The sequence below is a fragment of the Microbacterium sp. Root166 genome, assembly GCF_001427145.1.
Classification (GTDB): domain Bacteria; phylum Actinomycetota; class Actinomycetes; order Actinomycetales; family Microbacteriaceae; genus Microbacterium.
In genome coordinates this window covers 540590-566263 of record NZ_LMGL01000001.1, presented here as the reverse complement: position 1 = coordinate 566263, position 25674 = coordinate 540590, and the positions used below count along the sequence as shown (strand labels likewise).

Sequence of the window (25674 nt, the reverse complement as noted above, 5' to 3'; positions counted from 1 at the left end):
GTTGCGGTCAGATAGGAAGAGACCACTCATGGTCCGTGAACTCACGCACTTCATCGGCGGCCGCCATGTCGGAGGGACGTCCGGGCGCTTCGCCGACGTCTTCGACCCCAGCAGCGGACAGGTGCAGGCACGGGTGCCGCTGGCGAGCGCGGACGAAGTGCGCGCAGTCATCGCCGATGCGGAGCATGCCCAGCTCGCGTGGGGGGCTGCCAACCCTCAGCGCCGCGCGCGCGTGCTCATGCGATTCGTCGACCTGATCAAGCGGGACATCGAGGCCCTCGCGCGGCTGCTCTCGAGCGAGCACGGAAAGACGATCGACGACGCCCGCGGCGACATCCAACGCGGCGTGGAGGTGATCGAGTTCTGCATCGGTGCGCCCCACCTCCTGAAAGGCGAATACACGTCGGCCGCCGGAACCGGCATCGACGTCTACTCGATGCGCCAGCCGCTGGGAGTGGTGGCGGGGATCACGCCGTTCAACTTCCCCGCGATGATCCCGTTGTGGAAGGCGGGGCCGGCCCTTGCGGCAGGAAACGCCTTCGTGCTCAAGCCCAGTGAGCGCGACCCCTCGGTGCCGCTCAGGATCGCGGAACTCTTCCTCGAGGCAGGGATTCCTGCCGGCGTGTTCAACGTCGTCAACGGAGACAAGGAGGCCGTGGACACGCTCCTCGAAGACGACCGCGTCAAGGCGATCGGGTTCGTGGGCTCCACCCCGATCGCGCACTACATCTACACGTCCGCCGCCCAGCACGGCAAGCGAGCGCAGTGTTTCGGTGGTGCCAAGAATCACATGATCGTGATGCCCGACGCCGATCTCGACCAGGTTGCCGACGCGCTGATCGGCGCAGGGTACGGGTCCGCCGGTGAACGCTGCATGGCGATCTCGGTCGCAGTGCCGGTCGGTGACGAGACGGCGGACGCCCTCGCGGCGAAGCTCGCCGAGCGGGTCGGGCACCTCAGGATCGGTCCCGCGCTCGCCGCCGACGTGGACTACGGCCCCCTCGTCAGCCGCGACGCCGTAGAGCGCGTGAGCGGCTACATCCAGACCGGGATCGACGAGGGCGCGACGCTGCTCGCCGACGGGCGCGGACACGTCGTGCCCGGCCACGAGAATGGGTTCTACCTCGGCCCGACCTTGTTCGACCACGTCACCACCGACATGACGATCTATCGTGAAGAGGTCTTCGGACCCGTTCTCGTGATCGCCCGCGCAGCGGACTACGAAGAGGCGCTCGCGATGGCGAGCGACCACGAATTCGGTAACGGCGTCGCGATCTTCACGCGCGACGGCGACGCCGCTCGGGACTTCACCGCCCGCGTCAACGTCGGCATGGTGGGCGTCAATGTCCCGATCCCGGTGCCGATCGCTTATCACACGTTCGGCGGATGGAAGAAGTCGGGCTTCGGCGACCTGAACCAGCACGGCCCGGACGCCTTCCGCTTCTACACGAAGACCAAGACGGTCACGAGCCGCTGGCCCTCGGGTATCAAGGAGGGCGCGAGCTTCGTGATCCCGACGATGCACTGACGGGGAGGCAGCGGGGTGCTGGCCGGGCACGCTGCCGCTGAAGAGACCCGGACGGCGATGCCGTCCGGGTCTTCGCCTCAGCTTTCAGCGGGGGCCGGTCTCAGACCGTGGCCTCACTGGGCACAGTCTCGGGGTAGACCACCGCATACCAGTTGCGCTGCTCCGCGTCGAGCGTGCCGGCCTTCATGGCGCGCGTTCCCCACCTCTTGATCATGGTGAGGAAGCGATCGACGTCGTACGCGTCAGTCTGCGCCGAGAACGTCCCGTTGCCGGCGTAGGTCAGCACGCTGATGTGCGGCTCCCACGACACAACGCCGTCGCCAGGGTCGACCATCTCGTTCTTGATCTGGGCGATGACGAGCCCCTGCGTCTCGTCGATCGCGTGCCAGATCTCGGGGAAGCGGAATCGGTCGCCGGGGAAGGTTTCCAGCGCCGTGGTCGCCCACTCCGAGACGGCGTCGCGCCCGACGAGATCCCCCTGGATCTGATCGTGGTAGACCACGTCGGCGGTGTACAGCGCGACGAACTCCTGCCAGCTCGCCTCGCCGGCCGCCGCGGCATTTATCGTCCTGTACCAGTTCTGATAGGCGCCCTCGAGTTCTTCGCGGGACCAACGAGCATCTTCGATCGTTTCTGTCATGGCCGGATCCTCGCACCCCGTTGTGCGCGCGTGAAGGTGGTCGTCCCGGTCATCGGAACGGAGCCGCGGTCACCAGGTCACGTTCAGCTCCACGATGGGCCGGCTGAGGTGGTTCGCGTTGACCACGGGGTCGCCGTCGAGCGACAGGTGCGGGAATCGCGTGAACAAGCGCTCCAGGGCGACCTGCATCTCCATGCGGGCAAGCGGCGCGCCGAGGCAGTGATGCAGTCCGTAGCTGAGCGTGAGGTGAGGGTTCTGCTCGCGGGTGACGTCGAGGCGATCGTCGTGGTCGGCCGCCACGCCGTCGTGGTTGACCGATGCTGGATCGATCAGGATGGCCTCGCCTTCCGCGATCACCACGCCGTCGATCTCGATCTCTTCCGTCGCGACGAACGGCACCAGGCCGCCGATGCCCGCGACTGGGGTGCCGAGCGAGAACCGCCCGTGGCGCAGCACCTCTTCCACCGTCGACGCTGCGAGTCCGGCAGGGTCCTCGCGGAACGCCGCGAGCTGATCGGGGTTGTGCAACAGCGACGAGACGCCGATCGTGATGAAGTTCGCGGTGTTGTCGAAGCCGGCGACGAGCAGCAGCATGGCGATCGTCAGGATCTCTCCGTCGGCGAGTGACTCGTCCGAGTCCTGCGCGCGCGCCAGGCTCGAGATGAGGTCCTCGCGCGGGCGCGCCCGGCGGGCGGCGATGAGGCTGGCGAGGTAAGCATGCAGATCGGCCATGTCGCGCGCGATGTCCTCAGGCGCAACGCCCGCGACCGCCAGCGTCGACGACGCCCACCGCTCGAAGTCGGCGCGATCACCGGCGGGAACCCCTAGCAGGTTCGACAGCATCTGGATCGGGAGGGGAAGCGCGTACTCCGACACGAGATTCGCGCGGTGCCCCTTTGTCGCCATCGTCGCGAGCAGTTCGTCGGCGTAGTCCGCGGCCGATTCGCGCATCGCCTTGACGGCCGCCGGAGAAATCGCACGCTGCACGAGGCGGCGGAGCTTCGTGTGCTGCGGCGGGTCCTCGAACTGCAGCGTGGTGGTGAGGAAAGCAGGGAATTGCACGAAGTACGGCACCTCGCGGCGCCCGGTGCGGAAGGGCTCGCGGACGAATCGCGCATCAGTCAGCACTTCGCGGGCGGCGGCGTTGCGATGCACCACCCAGACGTCGCCGCCGAACGGCATGGTGACGCGCGTCATGGGTCGGTCGGCGGCCACACGATGAAGCTGGGCGGCTGCCTCGGAGGCCGGCCGCGCCGAGAACGGGTATTCGACGCCGACGTCGAGGGAGGTGGCGGACATGCGGCTTCCTTTCGTGATGCAGCGAGCCGAAGGGTCAGGCGCGGCGCACGTGCGCCCGGATGAGCGAGTGTTCCTCGTCCCACCATCCGCGGGAGACGGCGTAGGCGAGCATGCCTCGGTATTTCCCGGTCCAGCTCTGCTCGGTGACCAGCGCGGCGGCGCGCGTCTCGAGGCGGTGGGCCGAGATCCATGCGTGCCCGTCGTGCACGTGGCCGAGTTCGGCGGCACGCAGAGCAGCGTCGATCTCGTCGAGGGGCAGGCTGCTGAGCACTGAGAACGAGGTGAGCGTCTCGGGCGCCGCGATGTGCACTCCGCCCGAATCGACGACGATGTCCATATGAGTTCCTTCACATCACTTGATCTTTGATCATATAAGCTCGATCAAGAGGTTCGAAGCAGAACGAAACGGAGCAGATCGTGAGTACGCCGCAGTTCTCGCCGCGATCAGCCGACGGTGATGCCCCGTCCCGCCCCGGCTTCAGCAATTGGGGCCGGTGGGGCGAGAGCGACGAACTCGGCGCGGCCAACCACGTGACGCCCGACGCAGTTCTCGCTGCGCTCGCGCTCGCGCAGTCCGGCGAGATCGTGCCGCTCGGACAGGTCATCGGCGACCGGGACGCCCCGCGAAACGGCGCCGAGCCGCAGCACTTCATGATGCGCGACGCCGGCGACTTCCTCTCGGGTATGACGGCGCCGCACGGCTTCCAGTCGGCGACCGACCACATGAGCCTCGCCGTGCACGGCGGGACCACGCACCTGGACGCCCTGGGCCACGTCTGGTACGACGACACCCTCTACAACGGCTACTCGCACACCGAGGTGCGCTCGAACGGGCTGCGCAAGCTGGGCATCGACAAGGCGCCGCCGCTCATCACGCGCGGTGTGCTCGTCGACCTTCCGCGCCGCATGGGCGTCACGCGACTCGATCCGGGCTATGAGATCACCGCCGCGGACATCGCCGCCGCGCTGGATGCCCAGGGCATCGGCCTTCAGGCGGGCGACGCCGTCCTCATCCGCACCGGCTGGATCACCGCCTATGGCGAGGAGGGCGCCGGGTATCACGGGGACCGCCCCGGCATCGGGCTGAACGCATCAGAGTACCTGGCGCGGCACGATGTCACGCTGGTGGGCGCCGACAACAGCGGCGTCGAGGTGATTCCGTGGGCGCCCGGCACCGTGTGCCCCGTGCACCAGTTCCTCATCCGCGACTGCGGCATCTACCTGTTGGAGTTCCTCGACCTCGAAGAGCTCAGCCGCCGGGGAGCGACGTCCTTCCTCTTCGTCGCTCTTCCGCTGCGCCTGCGCGGCGGAACCGGAAGCCCGCTCTCTCCCATCGCCGTGCTCTGACACGGCCCGACGCAGAAGGCCCCCTGTGATCGTCGAATCCCGTCCGCTTGACCCCGACCTGCTCGACATCTTGCGAGAGGTGGGGAAGGAGCGCATCCGCGACCTCGCCACCCACGTGGACCGCACCCAGGAGTTCTCTCGCGAACTGTGGGAGCTGCTGTGCGAGCTGGGGCTCCCCACCATGCCGTTCGTCGACGAAGAGGCCGGCCACGTCGGCTCCTTCCGCGCGTATGTGGAGGGCATAGAAGAAGTGGCCAGCCACGGCGCGTGCGCTGCGCTCTACTCCGGCCCGACCGTGCAGGTGGCGACGGCGATCGACCGATTCGGCACCCCTGAGCAGAAGGAGCGGTGGGGCACGGGCCTCGTCAGCGGCGGGCTGCTCGGCGCATGGTCGTTCACCGAGCCCCAGACGGGGTCCGACCCGCAGCAGATTCAGACGTGGGCGCGCCGCGACGGCGATGAGTGGGTGCTCACCGGCTCGAAGATGTTCACCTCGTTCGCGCCGTATGCCGACGTCGCGCTCGTCTTCGCCAAGACGAGCGAGCGGCGGCTCGGTGCGTTCCTGGTCGACACCAGCGACCCCGGCTGGCAGCCCGGACCCCCGATCAAGATGCTGGCGTTCGGCGGCCAGGGGACCGCGCCGGTCTCGATCGACGTCCGCGTGCCCACGACTGCACTGCTCGGCGCCGAGGACGGCGGATTCGACATCATGGTCGGCACAGAATCCGAGGCGAAGGTGCGCGCGAGCGCGATCACGATCGGGATAGGACGCCGTGCCCTCGAAGAGGCTGCGACCTACGCGCTCAGCCGCGAGCATCGCGGCGAGCCGATCGGGGTGAAGTTCCCGACGATCCAGGGCATCCTCGGCGAGATGGCCGCGCAGGTGGACGGAGCGCGCGCGGTCGTGCACGCGGCAGCCGAGGCGGTGGATCGACGCGATCCGAATCTCAAGACCATCGCGGCATCCACGCGCATCATCTGCTCCCGCATGGCACGCGAGGTTACAAGCCTTGCCATGCAGGTGTGCGGCGCGTACGGGTTCACCCACGAAATGGTGCTCGAGCGCCTCTATCGGGAGGGCAAGTTCTACGAGGTCGGGCAAGGGGTCATCGAGCTGCAGAAGATGATCGTCGGCAAAGACGTCCTGAAGCGTTACGGAGGCAAGCGATGACGTTGGAGTCAGCAGTTCAGACGGGATGGGATGCCGCTCTCGCCCGGATGTGGCAGACCCCGGCGATCACGATCGTCGGCGCGAACGAATCGGCCGGCACGACCCGCCTGATCCTGGATTCCATCGAGCGCTTCGATCGCCCATGGCAGGGCGCGCTCAACCTCGTCAATCCGCGCGGCGGCACCGTGTACGGCTACTCGGTGGCCGAGACCCTCGGCGATGTCGACGGCGAACTCGGGATCGTATGGCTGCTGGTCAAGCGCGAGATCGTCCTGGCGACGCTCGACGAGCTGGCCGCGCGCGGTGCGCGCGGTGTGATCGTCTTCAGTGGCGGCTTCGCCGAGCAGGGCAATGCCGCCGACCAGCTACGCCTCGCGGAGTGGTCGCGTACGACCGGCATCCCGCTGTTCGGTCCCCAGTCGATCGGCTTCCTTGCGCCGATACACGGTGTGAACGTTCTCGACGGGTCGCTGCGCGGCGAGATCATCCCCGGAAGGGTCGCGCTGGTCAGCCAGTCCGGCGCGGTGCTGATCCAGATGACGAACACCGTGATCGAGCGCCGTATCGGGCTGCACTCGGCGTTCACACTGGGTGGCGGCGCGGTCATGGACTACGTCACCCTCGCGACCGTCCTGCTGGAGGACCCCGAGGTGTCGGCGATCGGCCTCTACGTGGAGAGCATCGGGTCGCTCCAGGGGTTTGCTGCCCTCGCGCGACGCGCCGCCGAGGCCGGCAAGCCCCTCGTGATGCAGTTCGCCGGCCGCTCGGAGCAGGGGCAGGCTCTCGCCGCGTCTCACACAGGCGCGATCGCGACCCCGCTGCGCCTCGTACGCGGCGTCGCCGAGCAGTACGGCGTCACCCTGGTCACCAATCTCGATGACCTCGCGTCGAGCCTGGAGGGACTGCAGAGCGGGGGCTTCCGGCGCTGGGGCGATGGACGCGTGGGCGTCTACACCGGCAGCGGCGGGCTGGGCATCACCTTCAGTGACGAGGTCGCCGGCAGCGACATCGCCGTGCCGCAGCCCACGCGCGAGACGGTGGTGGCACTCGCCGGCGAGGGTCACGCCGACGCGCCGCTCAACCCGTTCGACATGGGGGCCGGGCTCCTCGGCGCGCCCGAGGAGTTCCGTCGCCTCGTGTCGACGTTCGTGGCCGACCCGAATATCGACATCGCGGTGCAGATCTTCGACGTGCCCGATAAGGAGCTCGCCGCGCAGTACGCATGGATCACCGAGGGGGCACGCCTCACGCAGGAGGCCGGCAAGCTCGCCGTGCTCGGAACGGGCATCGACCGCCGCGGGCTGCTCGCCTCGCAGGTTCTCGGGCCCGACGTCGTCGTCGGTCTCGGCATGCGTCAGACGATCTCCAAGCTCCAGGCGCTGTCGACGTGGTCCCGCGGTGATGCGGGACCGGTGCCGGCGGTGACCGCGGCACGCGATGCCCCTGAGACCCGCGTGGTCTTGGGCGACGAGATGCGGGCGCTCCTTGCCAGCGTGCCGCTGGCCTGGCCGGAGGACTGGGTGGTCGCCCGCGATGCCGATCCGGCCGCGGCGCTCGCCGAGGCGCGCTTCCCGCTGGTCGCGAAGGCCGAGGCCGGGCTCGCGCACCGCGCAAAGGCGGGTGGTGTGCTCACGCATATCCCGAGTGCCGACGCCGCGGTCGCCGCGACGGAGTACCTGCGAGCGCTCTTCGACTCGCCAGTCACCTTCTCGGAGCGGGTCGTCTTCTCGGACGAGTACTTCGTGGGGCTTTCGCGCGGCGCGGACGGCGAGACGCTCCTCGCGGTCGGTCCCGGCGGATCCGGGGTGGAGGACAAGGACGTGGGACTTCGGCTGCTGCCCCTCTCGCGGCGCCAGCAGGAGGTGGCCCTCGCGCGGTATGCCCCGAGTGTCGCCGGGCACGAGGCATTCCGGGCCGTGCTGGACGCCCTGTCCGCGCTGATGCTGCGCGATGGACGCATCGAGTCCATCGACCTCAACCCGCTCGTCATCGACGCGACCGGGCGCGTGGTGTCGCTCGACGCGAAGGTGCACCTCTACGCGTGACCGAGACGACCGTCGGGTCCCCGGTGGCGGAGGTGCTTCCGGGGATCTGGCGTGCCACGAACGAGGTGGTGAGCGGCCGGTACCGACTGTCGAACAACGCCTACCTGATCGTCGACGGCGGCGAGGCCGCACTCGTGGACACCGCGTGGTGGCACGACGAGGGAGCGCACCTGGACGCGCTGTTCGCAGCATCCGGTGTCGACCCCATCGCCGTGTCGACCATCGTCCTCACTCACGCTCACCGAGACCATGCCGGTTTCGCCCGGCGGCTCGCGTCCCAGACGGGCGCGACGGTCGCGCTGCATCGAGCCGAGCGTGCGACCGTGGAATCCCTCGCCGGATATCAAGGGCTTCCTGATGAGGCATCCGCTGTCCGCTGGTACGAGGGCCACGGCTTCCCGCCGCACGAGGCGCAGCGCATCGTTTCGAGCAAGGAGCCCGATCGCGCCTTCGACGTCCCCGATCCGCGCTGGCTGACCGGGGATGACTCCATCCACGTGGGGGCGCGCAGCTTCGATATCCTCGAGACCCCCGGGCACACTCCCGGTCACGTTTGCCTCTTGGAGCGGGCGACGGGGATCCTCTTCTCCGGCGATGCGCTGCTGCCGCGCGGGCACGGCAACCCGCACGTGACCGTTCGGGCGTTCACGCCACCCGATCCGCTGTCCGACTATGTCGCCGGGATCGAGCGCTTGCGCAGTGAAGCCGGCGAGATCAGCGTGTGCCTCCCAGGCCACGGACCGCTCGTCGAGGATCCCCTCGCAATGATCGACGATCATCTGGCATATGCCGAGGCCAAGCTCGGCGTCGCGGAGAGGGCGCTCGACGCGACGCCGCGGACGGCGTTCGAGGTTGTCTCCCGGATGCCCTGGCACGGCGGATCGGCGACGCTGACCGACCTCGAGGGTGATGAGCTGTTCCTCGCGTTCGCCGACGGGTTCGCGCGCCTGCGCCGCCTGGTCACGACCGGTCGCGCGGAGCGCCGCATAGAGGCAGGCGTGGAACTCTTTCACCGGGTCGGCTGATCCTGCTCGCTACATGATCTACAGCAGGTTTCCACCCGCGAGCTCGGGTCTCGCCGGAATCCCTCAATCACGCTGAAAAGTTCCGATTCGCGTTGTCGTCCCGTCAGGGCAATCAGCTTGTGGAACATCAGATAATCGGGAAGTCTGGCTTGCCTGGTGCTCGCAAGCGACACTAATCTGATCAAAGATAAGTGGACGTCGATGTCCTCATCCAAGGAGCACCCATGCCGAGATCGCGTCCTGCCGCCCTGTCGATGGCCATCGGTCTGACCGCCGCAGTCGTGGTGCTCAGTGGCTGCGGAGGAGGTGGTGCGGTCGGTGACCCCGAACAGCCCACTTCCGCGGCGGAGATCCAGACCGGCGGCGTCGTGCAGATCGCGTCCCTGACGGAGATGCAGGGCTTCGACCCCGTGAAGGTCACGAACGTCGGCTCCGGGCTGGAGCGTGCGGCTGCGATCATGGACACCCTGCTCTATCGTGACGAGCTCACCGATGAAGTGTCTCCCAAGCTCGCCAAGGGCATTTCGTCGACGGACGGGCAGACGTGGGTCCTCGAGCTCCGTGACGGAGTCGAATTCACCGACGGCACACCGCTCGACGCGGAAGCCGTCGTCTTCAACATCCAGCGTCACATCGCACCGGACTCCACCAGCACGGCTAAAGCGATGCTGTCGGCGATCGACACGATGGAGGCCAGTGGGGAGCACGAGGTCACGTTCACCCTGAAGCAGCCGAGCGGCTCGTTTCCGCTGGCGTTGACCGGTTCGTCGCCGGCCAGTCTCATCGGGTCGCCGACGGCGCTGGCCGACCCCGAGACCTTCAACTCCGAGCCGGTCGGCGCAGGTCCGTTCGCTCTCGAGTCCTGGGTCCGGGACGACACGCTCACGCTGGTCAAGAACGAAGCCTATTGGGACGAGGGCAAGCCGTACCTCGATGGGGTGGAGTACCACGTGCGCGTGGATCCGCAGACCCGTACGGACGATCTCATCTCCGGCGGGACGGACCTTGCCCTGGTACCGGGGTCAGCGTGGGCTCAGGTCGGCGACATCCCCTCCATCGAGCTCAAGCCGATTCCCACGGGTGGTGAGGCTGTGATCCCCAACGCGTCGAGGGGGCCGTTCGGCGACCAGCGACTGCGGGAGGCGCTGCTGTACACCTTCAACGGTGACACCACCGCAGGCGTGCTGTTCGGCGGCACCGACAACTGGGACGGGACGACCGACTGCACTCCGTTCCCGGTGGGCTCGCCGGCCTGCCTCGATGGCGCGACGTACCCCCAGGACCTCGACAAGGCCCGCGAGCTCGTCGAGTCGTACACGGACGAGCACGGCGAACCTGTCGTCGACTACGTCCACTACGCCATCCCCTCGTTCGCCACCGAGGCGCAGTACGTGCAGTCGCAGCTCGCAGAGGTCGGCATCACGGCCAACCTGCGGGCGGTCGACACCGCCGCTCACACGCAGGCGCAGGCGAACGGCGACTACGAGCTGCTTCAGGGTTCGACGGCATCCTCCGGATTCCCGACAGTGTGGAGCCGCTACTACTCCGGCGGGCAGAACTGGGGTCGCGTAGCGATCCCGGAACTGGATGCCGCCCTGCTCGAGGCGCGCGATTCCGTCGACCTCGACGACCGCAACGCCGCCTGGCAGGAGGTCGCCGGCATCCTCCGCGACGACGCCGTCCTGGTGTGGATCGCCCCCTACCAGATGGCCATGGCCCACTCCACGGATCTGCACCTCGGAGTCACGGGCCACCCGTGGGAGGGCAGCACCATGGTCTACCTCGACGAGGCGTGGCTTTCGCAGTGACACCACAGCGTGATTGCCGAGCGGAGCGGTCAGCGGTCCTCCCACCGCGGCGGACGCTTATCTGAGAACGCCCGACGCCCCTCGAGTGCGTCGGCCGAAGCGCCCACGTCGCGCCGGAGACCCGAGTTGAGCTCCCACGCACGCTCGTCGTGCTCGAGGGCGAGCATGATCCGGCGGGTCGCCTCGACCGCGAGCGGTGCGGCGGCGGCGACCCGCTCCGCCAGCTCGAGCGCGGCCGGCCGCAACCGTTCGCCGGGTACGACCTCCGACACGAGGCCCCACGCCAGGGCGGTCTCGGCGTCGATGGATTCGCCCGTCGTCGCCAAGCGCAGGGCTCGCTGCCGTCCGATGACCTGCGGGAGCCGGACGATTCCGCCTCCGCTCGCCAAGATGCCGCGCGTCGCCTCGGGGAGCGCGAACCGTGCTTCGGCCGCCGCGATCGCGAAGTCGCAGCTCAGCACGAGTTCGAGGCCGCCCCCGTATGCGAGACCGTTGATGGCCGCGATCGAAAGCGTCGAGCGCCGCCGCTCCAGCAGTTCGTGGGTGAATCGCTCACGCTGTGCGGGCGTTTCGTTGTCCGAGATCCGTTCCTTGAGGTCGCCCCCGGCACTGAAGGCGCGACCGGCACCTGTCAGCACGACGACGCGTACGTCGGGATCGGTGTCGGCTGCGCGGAACTGCTCGATCAGCGCGTTCCCCAGCGGGCGCGAGATGGCATTGAGCGACGCGGGCCTGTTGAGCGTCAGCATCCGCACCGGACCGCTGTCCTCGACGAGCAGGATCTGCCCCGCATCCTCGGTCATGCCGCCACCCTTCGCACCGCACTGCATAGCGCGGTCAACTGGCCTTCCCAGGCAGGCAGATCCTCCGCAGCGACGCCCACGAGCTGCACCGCGACGTGGTCGGCTCCAGCATCGAGATGCGCCATGATCGCCTCGGCGATCGCATCGGCGTCGCCGACAGCGACGAGAGCGCGGGCCACCGTCTCGGCATCCGCGGGGTTCAGGCCCATCCGCATGACACTGCGCGCATAGTTGCGCTTGGCGAGGAGGGCAGTCACGTGGCGTCGCGCGGCCTCCGGCACCTCCCCGTGTCGAGCGAAGACGGCGGCGATCTGGGGCACGAGCATGGGGTCCGGGCCCAGCGCGGCGCGGGCCTCGGCGGTGTGTGCGGGTGAAGCGAAGTACGTGTGCGCGCCGTCAGCCCGTTCGGCGCTGAGCTGCAGCATCCGCGGTCCGAGCGCGGCCAGCAGCACCGGAGGTGTGACCGGGTCGCCGTATGCGGCGCGGAACGCGCGCAGATACTCGGCAGCCGTGTCGAGGACGGAGGGGGCGGTCGACGCGTTCGTGAGTTCGCGATGGCTCGTACCGAACCCGGCGATGAAACGCGAGGGGTGGCTGTCGTGCAGCGCCCAGACGCGCCGTGCGGCGGTGGCGGCATCCCGCACCTGCATGTTCGCGATGCCGGTGGCGGTGGTCAGCGACGTCGTCGCCGACAGCATCTCGGCGTGCACCTCGAAGATGTCGCGGCCGTTGAGGACTTCGCCTCCCCAGAGCGCGCCGAAGCCGGCACGCTCCGCGACTCTCGCCGCTGCCGAAGGCACGCCGGCGGGGGCACGGGTCAATCCGCCGGCCCACAGTCCCACCGGGCCGATGAGGCTTCGGACTCCGGCGAGCGCCCTCGTCCGGTCTGTGCTCACACCATGATCCGCATGTCGTCGAACGGGGTGCCGGCGATGTACGGGCCGAACTGCAGAAGCTGCGACCCCGGCGGCGCGAGTGCCACCCCGGTGGCGAACGTGGAGCCGTCCAGCTGCGGTTCGAGGGATGCGATCGAGACGAGGCGCATGCGGCCGCCCGGATCGCCGGGATCCTGGATCGTCAGCTGGAAGGCGTCGCCATCGGGCTCGATCCAGGGGGCGACGACCGGAAAGGTGAGTGCGCCTTCATAGCCGGTGACCATCACTGAGCCACGGAACCGGAGCACCCCGTCGTTCGTGCCCTCGTGAGGGAACCGGAACCCTGTGGGGGAGTTCTCTGCACCGTCCGACACGGTGACCTCGCCGTCGTCGAGTTCCTCGACGTACGCGAGCAGCGACCGGCGTATCGGCCATTCCAGTGACGCCACGGTGCTCCTCTTCGTCGAAGTGTGCGGGCGGGTGCCTGCGCCTACCCTAGCTGATCAAAGATCAACCGGGCCAGCCAGTGACTGCTCGAACAGTCCGTCCGCCAGGACGGCCAGAGACGCCAGCGTCGCGTCGAGGGTCGCGGGATCCCACGACCTCAGGGCGCGCCCGATCGGCGCCAGCTCGAGCGCTTCCATGATCTGGAGCAGGTGGCGACCGCCGACGGTCACCTCCGTGACCGTGCTTCGCCCGTCGGCCGGGTTGGGAGAGCGGACGACGAGCGCGTCCTCCGCCAGCTTCGCGATATGACGACTCACGGACGAGGGGTCGATGTGCGCCCGCGCAGCCAGGTCGCCGAGGTCCATGGGCGGCGATCCCGCGCACACCCGCAGGAGGTAGAGCGACTGCGGGCTCAGCCGCGCGCCGGTGCGCTCGATCAGCGCGCGGGCATACGAGGGGTGATAGACGATCGGCGCGGCCCATTGGGCGAAGGCCACGAGCGCCGAGATGTCGCTTGCGCCCACGGCCGGCGGGACGCCCGTGCTCAGCCGGCCCAGCTCGGGCTGCAGGGCGAGGTCGGCGTGCAGGCGCGTCACGCTGGTCCAGAACGCCTCGCGGGCTGTGGCGTCAAGAGGAGCGAGGGCGGCCTCGTAGTCCGCAGGCCAGCGGTTTCCCCAGCGGCTGCGGACCTCCTCCCCGGCGGTCGAGAGGACGAGCACTGCGGCGCGCCCGTCGTGCGGGGAGGTCGCCCGTGAGATCAGGCCGAGATCCTCGAGCCTGGTCGCCTGGCGACTGGCCCGTGCCACGCTCACGCCGGTCGCCGCGGCGAAGCGCGAGATGGTGAGATCGCGCTCGCGCTCGATGACCACCAGCGCGGCGTTGTCGAGGGGGGTGATCGGCAGCCCGGTCTCATCGGCCACCCGGTCCCGCACGGCCGTGCCGCGCGCCCGGAGTTCCAGGATGCGGAAGTAATCCAGCACTGGATGCCTGAGCTGCGATCGCACGTGACCACAATACTTGCCGCTTGCAACTACTTGCCAAATCTCATATAACTGGACCATGACCTCCACTGCCGACGACGTCAGCACACTGAATTTCGCCGATCTCGCCTTCGCCCGTCACAGCGTGCGCGCCTTCCTCCCCGACCCTGTACCCGCAGACCGGCTCGAGCGCGTGTTCGTCGTCGCGCAGCAGACGGCGTCCTGGTGCAACGCGCAGTCGTGGCGGGTCGACTTGACAGGACCGCTGACGACCCGGCGGCTCGCTGATGCCCTTCTGGAGGACGTGCGCTCGAACCCCGCGGGAGGCAGCGACATCCCTCCGCCTGCAAGCTACGAGAACGAGTACGCCGACCGTCGTCGCGGCTCGGGATATGCGCTGTACAACGCGCTGGGTATCGAGCGCGGCGACCGGCCGGGGCGCACCCGGCAGATGCTGCGGAACTACGAGTTCTTCGGGGCGCCCCACGTCGCGATCGTCTCGAGCCCGGCGGCCCTCGGTCCGTACGGCTACGTCGATTGCGGCGGATTCGTCGCCAATGTGCTGAACGCTGCGCAGAGCCTCAGCATCGGCGCCATCGCACAGGCGGCGGTGGTGCTGCGTCCGCGTGCGGTGCGCAGCGTTCTCGCCATCCCGGAAGACCGCCACCTCGTGTGCGGCATCGCACTGGGCTTCGAAGATCTCGCACACCCTGCGAACGCGTTCCGCACCGAGCGGGCGACGATCGAGGAGACCGTGAGGATCCATCCTTGAGCGGCCCTGCCGGCACACGTGCAGGCATATGGGCAGGGCTGCGCGTCGTGGACCTTTCGACCGGTATCGCCGGTGGGTACGCTGCGCGGGTGTTCGCGGGCCTCGGCGCGGACGTCATCAAGGTGGAGACCGTCCGCTGGCGCGATCCGCTGCGTGACCTCGGCGCGGGTCTCGGCGCCGACATCACGACAGGCTTCGCCGCCTGCAACTCCGGGAAGCGCTCGGTGCTGCTGGACACCGACTCGCCGGCGGATGCGGCCGCGCTCGAGCGGCTGCTCGCGGCATCCGATGTCCTCATCGAGTCCGCAGGCGCGGAGCAGCGGACGGCGCTGAACCTCGGATCTGACGAGATCGCCTCCCGTCACCGGCATCTGGTGCACGCCTCCTTGACCCCGTTCGGTGATCGAGGGCCGTATGCCGGCCACGCGGCGGACGACTTCGTCATCGCCGCGCTCTCGGGCCTCATGGCCGTGCAGGGCGAGCGCGGGCGCGAGCCGATGTCGACGGGAACGGATGCCGTGTCCTACCTGTCCGGCAACGCCGCGGTCGTCGGGATCTCGGCGGCGCTCACGGCCCGTGACTGCGATGGGCGGGGGCAGCACGTCGACGTGCGGGCGCTGGAGGTGGCCGTCGCGACGCAGATCTTCGACACCGTCGCATACTCGTACACCGGCGTGGAGCGTGTCCGCCGCGCGAACGATCCCGCCGAGCCTTGGGCGATACTCGCCACGCGCGACGGCCACATCGCCGCGGCCCGCTCGGCGATGATCGCGTGGGAGGAACTGTGGATCCCGGTGTTCGGCGACGAGGTGCCGGAGTGGGTGATCGACCCGACCGTCGCGGCCAGCGGCGAGGAGGTGCGCGCTGCGCTCAGTGCCCTGATCGCCAGCCGCGACAAGCGTGACCTCGTCGAGCTGTGCCAGCTGCTCGGCCATATCGTCGGCGAAGTCCTCACGATCCCGGAGGTGCTGGACTCGCCACAGCACGATGCTCGCGGCTTCTTCGACGACGTGGACTACCCCTCGCAGCGGGTTCGCGAGCCCGGTCCGCCGGTCCGATTCTCCGACACGCCGTGGCGCACGGCAGCTTACGGCGGACTCCGCGCGCCTGCGCTCGGAGAGCACACCGCGGACGTGCTCGCAGAGGTCCGGGCCGCGCGCCCGGGTACCGGAACGGTCTTCGCGCCGCCTCCACTCGCCGCTCGCGCGTCGCGCGGATCCTCCGGCAGAATCGGCCTGGCGGCCACCGCCGAGCCCGACCAGTCCGAGCCGCCGCTGCGGGGGGTGCGGGTGCTGGACTTCACAATGGGCTGGGCGGGGCCCTACGCCACGGAGCTGCTGGCTGACCTCGGAGCCGACGTCGTCAAGGTGGAGTCGATCACTCGCACCGACTGGTGGCGCACGGCACGCCGCATGTTCACCGGGGGAGTGGGCGACCCCGACTGGCTGTGGGAGATGTCGCCGCTGTGGAACAGCGTCAACGAGTCCAAGCGCGGCATCACGCTCGACCTGGCCGATGAACGCTGTCGCGACATCGCCCGCCGGCTCGCCTTCGCGGCCGACATCGTGATCGAGAACTTCACTCCGCGCGTGATGGCGTCCTTCGGCCTCTCGTACGATGCGATCCACGAGCTCAATCCCGGCGCGGTGATGGTCTCCATGCCGGGCTTCGGTGCCGGCGGACCCTGGGGAGCATTCCGCAGCACCGCGCTCGTCACCGAGGCCATGGCCGGGCTCACCGGGCGGGGCGGCCACCCCGACGGGCCTCCGCAAGTGATCCAGACGAGCCCCGCCGACCCCAACGCGGGCCTGGTCGCCGCGTGGGCGGTGATCGGCGCCCTGCGCGCGGCGCGGCGGACGGGGCGCGGGCAGCACATCGAGATCGCCCAGGTGGAGGCGATGACACACCACCTTTCGTTCGACCTGCTCGAGTTCCAGGCGACCGGACAGGAGCCGCCCCGGCGCGGCAACTCGATGCCGGGCGCCGTCGTGTCCGGCTGCTGGCCCGCGGCCGGCGCCGACGAATGGGTGGTGGTGTCCACGACAGATGCGGCGGCCCTCGAGCGGGTCGTCGGCTCGGCGGCGCCGGAAGCCGTCGCGCACTTCGTCGCAGCCCGCGACCGCCGCTCGGCGGCGAACGCGCTGCAAGCCGAGGGCGTCGCGGCGGCGTCGGTGCAGTCGGCCCGCGAGGTGCTTTCGGACCCTCAGCTCGCAGCATCGGGATTCTTCCATCGCACCGACAGGGCTTTCGTCGGAGAGCATGCGTACCCCTCAGCGCCGTTCCGGCTGTCGGGGTCACCCATCGTGCCGCGGAAGCCGGCCCCCACGCTCGGGGCCGACACCCGAGCTGTGCTCGACGACTGGCTCGGCATCGACTCGGAGACGGTGGACGACCTCGAGGTTCACGGTCTCAGCGGAACCGAGCCTCGCGGCTCGCGGGGCGGGAAGGTGGTGCAGCCGTGATGCCGGACGCCGCGGTGCCCGAGGTGATGACGACCAGGAACGGCCGCACCCTCGTGATCACCCTCAATCGGCCGAGCGCGCGCAACGCCGTCAACGGCGCCGTCGCGCGTGGCATCCATGCAGCGCTCGATGAACTCGACACGGACGCGACGCTCAGCGTCGGGATCCTGCACGGTGCGGGTGCGGGATTCTGCGCGGGCAACGACCTCAAGAATCTCGGATCCCCGGACGACTCGCCGATGACAGAACGCGGTTTCGCGGGCATCGTCGAGCGTCCTGCGAGCAAGCCGCTCATCGCCGCCGTCGAGGGCTTCGCCGCCGGCGGTGGGTTCGAGATCGCCCTGGCTTGCGACCTCATCGTGGCGGGCCGGTCGACGCGCTTCATGCTCCCGGAGGTGTCGCGGGGCCTGGTGGCGGGCGGAGGCGGCATCCTCCGGCTTCTGCAGCGCGCCCCGCGCAGCGTTGCCGTCGAGCTGCTTCTCACCGGCGTCACCGTGACGGCCGCACAGCTCGGTGCGTGGGGAGTGCTCAACCGGGTCGTCGACGACGGCGAAGCCCTCCCCGCCGCGCATGCGCTCGCCGCCGTCATCGCCGCCAACTCGCCCGTGGCCGTCGCCGCGACCAAGCGCATCATCGACGACTCCGCCGACTGGGCGGAGTCGGAGTTCTTCGAGAAGCAGCGGCCCATCCTCATGGAGGCCGTCCGCTCGGCCGACGCGCGCGAGGGCGCGTGCGCCTTCCTCGAGAAACGGACGCCGCGGTGGCCGTCCGCCCAGGGCCAGTCGGCCCCCGACGAAAGGAATCCGCAATGACAGACGCCGAAGAGACGTTCGTCGAGTTCGAGCGATCCGGTGAAGTCGCCGTCATCCGGCTCAACCGCCCGGAGCGCATGAACGCCATGGGGGCCGTCATGCTCGGCCAGCTCCGTGAGGCGTACCGCACCCTCGCCGAGGACGACGACCTCCGGGTTGCCGTCATCACCGGCACCGGCCGCGCGTTCTGCGCGGGCCGAGACATCAAGGAGGGCGCCGAGGCGGGCGCCCGGCTGCAGGACCAGGCGACGTCGGCCAACACCGACCTGTTCATGGAGAACAACTCGCCCAAGCCGCTGGTCGCGGCCGTCAACGGTTACGCCGGCGGCGCGGGGTTCTACCTCGGGACCCGGGCCGTCGACTTCAGCGTGGCGTCGCGCTCGGCCACGTTCCAGATCGCCGAGGTACCCCGCGGAATCCTCCACGGCTGGCAGACCGGCTTCTGGATGAATCTGAGCCGCGCCGCGGCGCAGGAGCTCGCCTTCGGCATGAAGGTGCCGGGCCAGCGCGCGTACGACATGGGCCTCGTCAACCGCGTCTGCGACGACGGCGAGCTGCTCGACACCGCACTGGCGGCGGCTCGCGAGATCGCTGCCATGCCGCAGGAGGTCATCCGCGACAACCGCGCACTGCTCCGGCGTATTGCGCCCCCGGTGCCGCAAGAGCTGGTCGACGCCGCGCTGGAGCTGCGCCTGGAGATCCAGCGGCGACGCGGCGACGGCGACGCCGAGTTCCTTGAACCCCGAGGCGGGAGCCCGGTAGGGGCCGCGCGAGCGTGACCGACGACCGGACGCCGCGCGCACTCGCCGGAGTCCGCGTGCTCGAGCTCGGCTCCGATCTCGCTGCGAGGTGGTGCGCGCGCCTGCTGGCGGGATTCGGAGCCGATGTGGTGCGCGTCGATCGCGTCGGAGTCGCTGGCGAAGACGCACCCGTCGACGTCGACGTCGAGGCGCGTCGTCTGCACGGCGACGCGGGAAAGCGCAGCGTGGGCATCGACCCGGGCGATCCCGGCGCCCTGCGGCGGCTCCACCGCCTGCAGGAAGCCGCGGACCTCGTGCTGACTTCTGCTGTCGGCGCCGACGCGGACGCGCTGGGCGTGGATCCGCGCGAGTTCGCGGCGCGCTGCCCGGGAACCCCGCTCGTGGCGATCACACCGTTCGGGGTGACGGGGCCGCGGGCCGGCGAACCCGCCACGGATCCGACGCTCATGGCGATGGCCGGATGGATGAGTGTGCAGGGCGCCTCCGACGGCCCGCCGGTGGCGGCAGGTGGTGACTACGTCGCGCACCTCAGCGGCGCGGCGGGGGCGCTCGCCGCCATCGCGGCGCTGATTGTCGCCGAAGCGGGCGGAGGCGGACAGCTCGTCGAGGTGCGCGAGATCGACGTCGCGCTCGGCTCCACGATGTTCGATGTGACGGGATACGCCTGCACGGGGCGTCTCCGCCCCCGCCGGACGACGGAGCCCGGGCAGTCCTGGGGGGTCTTCGCGACCGCAGACGGCCACGTCAGCGTCAGCTCGTCCGCCGCGCGGGCCTGGGCGTCGCTGTGGGCCGTTGTCTTCGGCGAGGACGCCGTCGGCGCCGACCCGTCCGCGCGAGAGGGACGGCCGTCCAATTCCGACGATCTCCAACGGCTCGCGGCGCTGCTGGTCACGCGTGAGAAGCGAGAGCTGATGGAACTCGCGCAGCTGCTCGGCCATCTGGTGGGCGAGGTGACGACCTTGGACGAGGTGCTCGAGCTTCCGCAGCTCGTCGCCCGCGACTGGTTCGACCGGCTCCCGGTGCGCATGGGCCGCGAAGCGGTCGTGGTGAGGGCGACAGGCGCGCCGGTGCGCATTCCGCATCTTCCCTGGACGGCCGCTGCGGTCGCGCCCCGACCCGGCGAGCACGACGCCGCCGTGGACGCCGACTGGTTGGATGCGGTGCGCGAGTCGCCGGCCGCGGGCGACGCCACAACGTCATCGCTCCCCTTCGAGGGGACCCGTGTCGTCGACCTCACGGCGGGGTGGGCCGGACCCTACACGACCCAGCTCCTGGCGGACCTGGGCGCCCAGGTCATCAAGGTCGAGTCCGTCGGACGCACGGACTGGGTGCGCACCGCACGGCGGTTCTTCACCGGGCCGGACGAAGCCGTCGAGCAGCTGTGGGAGACCTCGCCCATGTTCAACGGCGTCAACGAGGGCAAGCTCGGCATCACGCTGGACTTGACGGATGCCGAGTGCCGCAGCATCCTTCTCCAGCTGGTCGCTTCTGCCGACGTGCTCGTGGAGAACTTCACGCCCCGCGTGATGGGAAACCTGGGCCTCACCGACGACGCGCTGCGACTGGCGCGGCCGGATCTCGTCATCGTCTCGATGCCCGGGATGGGTCGCGAGGGGCCGTGGTCTCACTTCCGGGCCACCGCGCTGGTGACCGAGGCGGTGGCCGGCCTCACCAGCCGGTGCGGGTACCCCGACGGCATTCCTCAGGTGATCGCACAGCAGCACGCCGACCCGAACGCCGGTCTTCTCGGCGCCCTCGCGGCCGCCCTCGTGCTCCGGGACCGGAGGCGAACAGGGCACGGCGGATGCATCGAAGTCGCGCAGCTGGAGGCCCTCGTCACGCACGTGGGCGCCGAGCTGCTCGCGACCCAGCTGCGGGGCGCCGTTCCCGAGCGGAGGGGGAGCACCGTGCCGGGTGCGTCGCCGAGCGGGTGCTTCGCCGCTGCCGGCGAGGACGAATGGATCGTGCTCTCGGCGACGGACGACGCCGAGTGGGCGGCGGTGGCGCGGGTCCTGGGCGGTGCTGATCCCGCATGGGACGCCGCCGAGATGCGCATGGAGTGGGCGGACGAGGTGCGCGCCTGGGCAGCCGCGCGCTGCGCGACGCGTGAGGCGGCCGGCACCGCGTCCGAGCTGCGCGCTGCGGGGGTGCCGGCGGCACGGGTGGCGTCGGCTGCCGATATCCTCGCCGACCAGTTCCTCGCCGATGCGTTCCACGAGCAGGACCGGGAGTGGGTCGGCCTGAAGCCCTATCCGTCGTCGCCGGTGCGGCTCTCACGAACGCCGTGCGTGCCCCGGACTCCGGCACCCACGCTCGGGCGTGACAACGCGCGCGTGCTGGGCGAGATGCTGGGGGTGGCCGACGCGCAGCTCGCCGCGTGGACGAAGAATGGCCTGATCGGCCTCCAGCCCCGATCGGTGTGACAAGAGCCGCTCCCGCCGAGCGGAATTCGTTACATGATGTTTATCATGCAACGGGGTGACTTTTGATCAAAAATCCGCCAGACTGATCGTGACGCCGCAGAGCAGCGGCCGGGAAGCGCCGTGCAATGTGGGGCGGCCGAAAGGATGCTCGATGAAGAACAAGCGGATTCGCCTGGGACTTGCGGGAGCGGCAGCGGTCTTCGCGCTCACGCTGAGCGCGTGTGCGGGCTCTGACAGCGGCACTCCCGCAGAGCCGAGCGCGGCGGCCGAGATCATGCCGGGCGGTGTGGCGCAGGTCGCCGCTCTGGGCGAGATGCCGGGCTTCGACCCCGTGAAGCTTGCGAACGTGGGCACCGGCATCGAGCGCGCTGCGCAGGTGATGGACACGCTGCTGATGCGCGACGACCTCACGGACGAGGTCTACCCGAAGCTGGCGAAGTCGATCTCGTCGGACGACGCCAAGGTGTGGACGCTCGAACTGCGCGACGGCGTGACATTCACCGATGGCGAACCTCTGAACGCCGAGGCCGTCATCTTCAACCTCCAGCGTCACATCGCACCCGACTCGACGAGCACCGCCAAGGCGATGCTCTCGGGAATCGAGACGATGGACGCGACGGGGGAGTATGAGGTCACGATCACGCTGTCCGCGCCGAGCGGCTCTTTCCCGCTCGCGCTCACAGGTTCGTCATCGGCGAGCCTCATCGGCTCACCAAAGGCTCTCGCGGATCCCGCTGCGTTCAACTCCAACCCTGTCGGGGCCGGTCCCTTCATCTTCGAGTCCTGGGTCCCCGACGACAAGCTCGTGCTGGCGAAGAACGACGACTACTGGGATGACGGCAAGCCGTATCTCGACGGCGTCGTCTACACGGTCATGGTCGACTCGCAGACGCGTACCGACGCGCTGGTCTCAGGCGGTCAGGATCTCGGTCTCATCCAGGGCAACGCATGGAATGCCGTCGCTGATCTTCCGAACCTGGTGCTGCTTCCGGTGCCGACCGGCGGGCAGGCTCTGATTCCCAACGGCACGACGGAGCCGGGCAGCGACGAGCGCGTCCGTGAGGCCATGACGATGGCGCTCGATCCCGAGGTGACGGCTCAGGTGCTGTTCGGCGGCACCCAGATCTGGAACGCCGACCCTTCCTGTGTTCCGTTCGCTCAGGGCTCGCCCGCGTGCGCGGAAGGAATGACGAACGACCAGGATATGAAGAAGGCCAAGGCGCTCGTCCAGGAGTACCTGGACGAGGGTGGAAGTCCTGACACGGAACTCGTCTACTTCCAGACGCTGACCGACCAGGCCACCTACTACCAGCAGCAGTTCAGCGAGATCGGCCTGAACGTCACACTGGCATCGGTGGATGCCGCCACCCTCGCGCAGCGGCAGGCAGCCGGCGACTACGGCATCTTCCTCGGCTCGACCGCGTCGGCGGGATTCCCGACGGTGTGGACGCGCTACTACTCCGGTGGCACGAACTGGGGCGAGGTCACTTATCCCGAACTGGACGAGGCGCTGCTGCGCGCTCGTGACGAGCTGACCCTGGAAGATCGCAACCAGGCCTGGCAGGACGTCGCCGAGATCATCCACGACAACTCCATGCTGTTCTGGACATCGCCGTACACCGCCGCGATGGCGCACAGCACCAAGCTTCATCTCGGCACGCCCGATCACCCTTATCAGGGAAGCACGATGGTGTACCTCGACACCGCGTGGATCGAGCAGTGACCTGACGCCTGAGGGCCGCGGGGCGCCGACCGGTTCGGTGCCCCGCACTCCTCAAGGCGAGCGAAGACGCCTGACCGACGAAGAAGACGGGAGCGCGAGTGCGCTATGTCGTGACCGGGGCATCCACGGGAATGGGTGCGCAGTTCGTGAGCGAAGTGAGACGGAACGGCGTCGAGGTCGTGGCGCTCGACGTGGCGGATCCCAGTGTGGAGGTCGATGAGTTCATCCGCATCGACCTGGCCGATCCCGCGCAGATAGAGGCTGCTGCATCCGGGATCCCCTCCCTCGATGCGCTGGTCAACTGTGCGGGCATCCCCGGCGGCGGTTCGGCGCCGGACGAGACCGTGTTTGCGGTCAACTACCTCGGCATGCGCGCGCTGACCGACGTGCTGGTGCCGAAGATCCCGGCTGGAGGAGCGGTGCTCAGCATCGGCTCGATGGCGGGCCACCGCTGGAAGGATCGCGCGGACGCCTACCGACGCCTGCTCGCCGCGGGCTCTTTCGAGGCCGGCCTGGATTGGCTGCGAACGACGAGCGAGATCCAGGACCGCCCGGTGTACGGCATATCGAAGGAAGCGGTGTGGGCGTACACCAGCGTGCTCGCGACGAAGCTGCTGCCCCGAGGTATCCGGGTGAACTCCGTCGGCCCCGGCCTCGTCGACACGCGCCTGCGGGCCGCGTTCGAGGGTGCCATGTCGGATGCGACCCGCGAGCGCATGAACGACATCGTGGGCGAGCCCATCGTCCCGTCCGAGATCACATCGGTGATGCGCTTCGTGCTGAGCGACGCGGGATCGCGGATCAACGCCCAGAACATCGTCGTCGACGGCGGCTACCTGGCAGGAGTGGAGTTCGCTGAATGGACGCTGTAGCCGAACTGATCGAGATGACGCTCGTCATCAACGGGGTCGCTCGCGAGACCCGCGGGCGCATCGAGGTGGAGGATCCCGCGACCGGCCAGGTCTTCGCGACCGTCGCGGACGCGACGCTGGCTGATCTCGACGACGCGTTCGCCGCGGCGGCCGCCGCGCAGCCCGGGTGGGCGGCGCGCTCCCACGCCGACCGGGTCGCGATGCTGCGCGACGTCGGTCGTCGCCTGGAAGAGCATACGGACGAGCTCGCGTCGCTGCTCACTCACGAACAGGGCAAGCCGCTCGCGAATGCGCGCGGCGAGGTCGGCACGGTGCTGCGCTGGATCGCAGCGCTGTCGGAGTATGACCTCGAGCCGGAAGTGATCGAGCGCACCGAGGAGAAGATCGTCGAACTGCGGCGTGAGCCCATCGGCGTGATCGCCGCGATCACCCCGTGGAATGTGCCGCTGGGGCTGGCGTCGTGGAAGTTCGTGCCGGCACTGCTGGCGGGCAACACGATGGTGCTGAAGCCGTCGCCCTTCACGCCGGTCGCGACCGCACGCCTGGGCGAGCTCGTCGCCGACATCCTTCCGCCTGGCGTGCTCACTGTGATCACGGGCGGTGATGAACTCGGCGCTGCCATGACGCAGCATCCGATTCCCCGCAAGGTCACGATGACGGGATCGGTTGAGACGGGGCGCAAGGTCTCCGTGGCCGCTGGACGCGAACTCAAGCGCGTCACGCTCGAGCTCGGCGGCAACGATCCCGCGATCGTGCTCCCGGATGCCGACGTGGCCGACATCGCGCCCCGGCTGTTCACGGCGGCCTTCGCGAACAACGGCCAGGTCTGCACCGCGATCAAGCGCATCTACGCTCACGACGACGTCTACGAGGAGCTCGTGGCGGCTCTCGCCGCGATCGCCGCCGAAACGGTCGTCGGCAACGGCTTCGACGACGGCGTGCGCCTCGGACCCCTCGCGAACGAGGCCCAGCGCGACCGCGTCGAGATGCTCGTCGACGATGCAGCACGCAATGGAGCCCGCGTCGCGTCCGGCGGCAGGCGCATCGACCGCGACGGCTACTTCTACGAACCCACGATCGTCGCGGATCTGTCTTCGGGCACGGAGCTCGAGACGCAGGAGCAGTTCGGTCCCGCACTCCCGGTGATCCGCTACCGTCACGTCGATGAGGCTGTCGAGCGGGCGAACGCGGGAGACTACGGGCTCGGCGCATCGGTCTGGGGAACGGACACGGATGCCGCCGCAGCCGTCGCCGGCAGACTCGAGGCGGGCACCGTCTGGGTGAACGCTCACCTGGCGCTCTCGCCCACGCTGCCGTTCGGCGGGCACAAGCACTCGGGCCTCGGAGTTGAGAACGGACGTCTGGGCCTTCACGAGTACACCCGCGTCCGCGTCGTGCACCTGCCGATCACGAAGCCCGGGACCGTATGAGCATCGACGCCGCCGGCGCCGAGGCACGGCGAGCGACCATCCGGTCGTTCTGGGACAACGTGCACGCGCACCGGTTCGATGAGCTCGTCCCGCTGCTGCACGAGGACGTCGAGCGCATCGTGCTCTGGTACGGCGGCCCCGACACCCGAACCGGCCGCGATGCGTACCTCGCGACGCTGCGCGAGATCATCCCGTCCTTCACCGAGTGGCACATCGATTCGGGACCCATCCACGTCAGCGACGACGGCTCGCACGCGTTCATGCGCTGCCACGAGGTCTTCCTTCGCGGCGCGCGTCGGCGCGAGATCGACGAGCTGTTCGAATACACGTTCGCGTCCGACGGGCGGATCCTGCGGATTAACATCTTCTTCAAGGTGGACCCGGCGATGGCTGCCTCGGTGCTCGAGCGGTATCCGCTCCAGCATGGCTGATCCACGACCGCGTGGCGCCG

Annotated in this window: 22 protein-coding genes; 15 read left to right on the top strand and 7 right to left on the bottom strand. The window is 69.3% G+C overall.

The window, feature by feature from the left end; translation table 11 throughout:
• Positions 1-28: 28 nt before the first annotated feature.
• On the top strand, positions 29-1528 hold the full coding sequence (locus ASD56_RS02540; protein ID WP_055960827.1) for a CoA-acylating methylmalonate-semialdehyde dehydrogenase: 1500 nt from the start codon (positions 29-31) through the stop codon (positions 1526-1528).
• Between the two features lie 100 nt (positions 1529-1628).
• Here ASD56_RS02540 and ASD56_RS02535 read toward each other — a convergent pair whose 3' ends face one another.
• From ASD56_RS02535 to ASD56_RS02525, 3 genes are all read right to left on the bottom strand, one after another.
• Positions 1629-2168 (bottom strand): nuclear transport factor 2 family protein, encoded by a 540-nt coding sequence (locus ASD56_RS02535; RefSeq protein ID WP_082541199.1) that lies wholly within the window; start codon positions 2166-2168, stop codon positions 1629-1631.
• A 69-nt stretch (positions 2169-2237) separates the two neighbouring features.
• Positions 2238-3467: a cytochrome P450 gene (locus tag ASD56_RS02530; RefSeq protein WP_055960825.1), complete on the bottom strand. Its 1230-nt coding sequence runs from the start codon at positions 3465-3467 to the stop codon at positions 2238-2240.
• Between the two features lie 34 nt (positions 3468-3501).
• Complete coding sequence (locus ASD56_RS02525; protein ID WP_055960824.1) at positions 3502-3804, bottom strand: hypothetical protein; 303 nt, start codon at positions 3802-3804, stop codon at positions 3502-3504.
• A gap of 80 nt (positions 3805-3884) precedes the next feature.
• Between ASD56_RS02525 and ASD56_RS02520 the strand changes: the two genes are divergently transcribed.
• From ASD56_RS02520 to ASD56_RS02500, 5 genes are all read left to right on the top strand, one after another.
• Positions 3885-4814 carry a cyclase family protein gene (locus ASD56_RS02520; RefSeq protein WP_055960821.1) on the top strand — a complete coding sequence of 310 codons (930 nt, stop codon included), beginning with the start codon at positions 3885-3887 and terminating at the stop codon, positions 4812-4814.
• Between the two features lie 25 nt (positions 4815-4839).
• Positions 4840-5985 (top strand): acyl-CoA dehydrogenase family protein, encoded by a 1146-nt coding sequence (locus tag ASD56_RS02515; protein WP_055960819.1) that lies wholly within the window; start codon positions 4840-4842, stop codon positions 5983-5985.
• On the top strand, positions 5982-8030 hold the full coding sequence (locus ASD56_RS02510; protein WP_082541198.1) for an acetate--CoA ligase family protein: 2049 nt from the start codon (positions 5982-5984) through the stop codon (positions 8028-8030). Before ASD56_RS02515 ends, ASD56_RS02510 begins: the two co-directional genes overlap by 4 nt.
• Positions 8027-9055 carry an MBL fold metallo-hydrolase gene (locus ASD56_RS02505; protein WP_055960815.1) on the top strand — a complete coding sequence of 343 codons (1029 nt, stop codon included), beginning with the start codon at positions 8027-8029 and terminating at the stop codon, positions 9053-9055. The genes ASD56_RS02510 and ASD56_RS02505 overlap by 4 nt, the downstream gene beginning before the upstream one ends.
• A 224-nt stretch (positions 9056-9279) precedes the next feature.
• Positions 9280-10863, top strand: a complete 1584-nt coding sequence (locus ASD56_RS02500) for an ABC transporter substrate-binding protein (protein ID WP_082541197.1) — start codon at positions 9280-9282, stop codon at positions 10861-10863.
• Between the two features lie 29 nt (positions 10864-10892).
• Here ASD56_RS02500 and ASD56_RS02495 read toward each other — a convergent pair whose 3' ends face one another.
• Genes ASD56_RS02495 through ASD56_RS02480 form a run of 4 tightly spaced genes read right to left on the bottom strand, consistent with a single transcriptional unit; the run spans position 10893 to position 13992 of the window.
• A complete protein-coding gene (locus ASD56_RS02495; protein ID WP_082541337.1) occupies positions 10893-11666 on the bottom strand; it encodes an enoyl-CoA hydratase/isomerase family protein in 774 nt (257 codons plus the stop codon).
• Positions 11663-12562 (bottom strand): LLM class flavin-dependent oxidoreductase, encoded by a 900-nt coding sequence (locus tag ASD56_RS02490; protein WP_055960809.1) that lies wholly within the window; start codon positions 12560-12562, stop codon positions 11663-11665. The genes ASD56_RS02495 and ASD56_RS02490 overlap by 4 nt, the downstream gene beginning before the upstream one ends.
• Complete coding sequence (locus tag ASD56_RS02485) at positions 12559-12990, bottom strand: HtaA domain-containing protein (RefSeq protein ID WP_055960807.1); 432 nt, start codon at positions 12988-12990, stop codon at positions 12559-12561. Before ASD56_RS02485 ends, ASD56_RS02490 begins: the two co-directional genes overlap by 4 nt.
• A 54-nt stretch (positions 12991-13044) precedes the next feature.
• Complete coding sequence (locus ASD56_RS02480; RefSeq protein WP_162249498.1) at positions 13045-13992, bottom strand: MarR family winged helix-turn-helix transcriptional regulator; 948 nt, start codon at positions 13990-13992, stop codon at positions 13045-13047.
• A 55-nt stretch (positions 13993-14047) separates the two neighbouring features.
• Here ASD56_RS02480 and ASD56_RS02475 point away from each other — a divergent pair, with 55 nt between their 5' ends.
• From ASD56_RS02475 to ASD56_RS02435, 9 genes are all read left to right on the top strand, one after another.
• Entirely contained in the window at positions 14048-14740 is a 693-nt protein-coding gene (locus ASD56_RS02475) for a nitroreductase (RefSeq protein ID WP_055960802.1), read from the top strand.
• Positions 14737-17202 carry a CaiB/BaiF CoA transferase family protein gene (locus ASD56_RS02470; RefSeq protein WP_162249497.1) on the top strand — a complete coding sequence of 822 codons (2466 nt, stop codon included), beginning with the start codon at positions 14737-14739 and terminating at the stop codon, positions 17200-17202. The genes ASD56_RS02475 and ASD56_RS02470 overlap by 4 nt, the downstream gene beginning before the upstream one ends.
• On the top strand, positions 17202-18014 hold the full coding sequence (locus ASD56_RS02465; protein ID WP_055960799.1) for a crotonase/enoyl-CoA hydratase family protein: 813 nt from the start codon (positions 17202-17204) through the stop codon (positions 18012-18014). Before ASD56_RS02470 ends, ASD56_RS02465 begins: the two co-directional genes overlap by 1 nt.
• Positions 18011-18793, top strand: coding sequence for an enoyl-CoA hydratase/isomerase family protein (locus ASD56_RS02460; protein WP_055960797.1), 783 nt, complete (start codon positions 18011-18013; stop codon positions 18791-18793). The genes ASD56_RS02465 and ASD56_RS02460 overlap by 4 nt, the downstream gene beginning before the upstream one ends.
• On the top strand, positions 18790-21198 hold the full coding sequence (locus tag ASD56_RS02455) for a CaiB/BaiF CoA-transferase family protein (RefSeq protein ID WP_055960794.1): 2409 nt from the start codon (positions 18790-18792) through the stop codon (positions 21196-21198). Before ASD56_RS02460 ends, ASD56_RS02455 begins: the two co-directional genes overlap by 4 nt.
• A 151-nt stretch (positions 21199-21349) precedes the next feature.
• Positions 21350-22921, top strand: a complete 1572-nt coding sequence (locus ASD56_RS02450) for an ABC transporter substrate-binding protein (RefSeq protein WP_055960792.1) — start codon at positions 21350-21352, stop codon at positions 22919-22921.
• Between the two features lie 98 nt (positions 22922-23019).
• Positions 23020-23793, top strand: coding sequence for an SDR family oxidoreductase (locus ASD56_RS02445; protein WP_055960790.1), 774 nt, complete (start codon positions 23020-23022; stop codon positions 23791-23793).
• Complete coding sequence (locus ASD56_RS02440) at positions 23781-25223, top strand: aldehyde dehydrogenase family protein (RefSeq protein ID WP_082541194.1); 1443 nt, start codon at positions 23781-23783, stop codon at positions 25221-25223. Before ASD56_RS02445 ends, ASD56_RS02440 begins: the two co-directional genes overlap by 13 nt.
• The gene (locus tag ASD56_RS02435) at positions 25220-25654 is read left to right on the top strand and encodes a nuclear transport factor 2 family protein (RefSeq protein WP_055960787.1); all 435 of its coding nucleotides are present in this window, start codon (positions 25220-25222) and stop codon (positions 25652-25654) included. Before ASD56_RS02440 ends, ASD56_RS02435 begins: the two co-directional genes overlap by 4 nt.
• Positions 25655-25674: the final 20 nt, after the last annotated feature.

Coding starts and splice junctions, on each gene's coding strand:
- ASD56_RS02540 (WP_055960827.1), top strand. CDS start 29: ATGGTCCGTGAACTCACGCACTTCATCGGCGGCCGCCATGTCGGAGGG.
- ASD56_RS02535 (WP_082541199.1), bottom strand. CDS start 2,168: ATGACAGAAACGATCGAAGATGCTCGTTGGTCCCGCGAAGAACTCGAG.
- ASD56_RS02530 (WP_055960825.1), bottom strand. CDS start 3,467: ATGTCCGCCACCTCCCTCGACGTCGGCGTCGAATACCCGTTCTCGGCG.
- ASD56_RS02525 (WP_055960824.1), bottom strand. CDS start 3,804: ATGGACATCGTCGTCGATTCGGGCGGAGTGCACATCGCGGCGCCCGAG.
- ASD56_RS02510 (WP_082541198.1), top strand. CDS start 5,982: ATGACGTTGGAGTCAGCAGTTCAGACGGGATGGGATGCCGCTCTCGCC.
- ASD56_RS02500 (WP_082541197.1), top strand. CDS start 9,280: ATGCCGAGATCGCGTCCTGCCGCCCTGTCGATGGCCATCGGTCTGACC.
- ASD56_RS02495 (WP_082541337.1), bottom strand. CDS start 11,666: ATGACCGAGGATGCGGGGCAGATCCTGCTCGTCGAGGACAGCGGTCCG.
- ASD56_RS02475 (WP_055960802.1), top strand. CDS start 14,048: ATGACCTCCACTGCCGACGACGTCAGCACACTGAATTTCGCCGATCTC.
- ASD56_RS02465 (WP_055960799.1), top strand. CDS start 17,202: ATGCCGGACGCCGCGGTGCCCGAGGTGATGACGACCAGGAACGGCCGC.
- ASD56_RS02460 (WP_055960797.1), top strand. CDS start 18,011: ATGACAGACGCCGAAGAGACGTTCGTCGAGTTCGAGCGATCCGGTGAA.
- ASD56_RS02450 (WP_055960792.1), top strand. CDS start 21,350: ATGAAGAACAAGCGGATTCGCCTGGGACTTGCGGGAGCGGCAGCGGTC.
- ASD56_RS02440 (WP_082541194.1), top strand. CDS start 23,781: ATGGACGCTGTAGCCGAACTGATCGAGATGACGCTCGTCATCAACGGG.
- ASD56_RS02435 (WP_055960787.1), top strand. CDS start 25,220: ATGAGCATCGACGCCGCCGGCGCCGAGGCACGGCGAGCGACCATCCGG.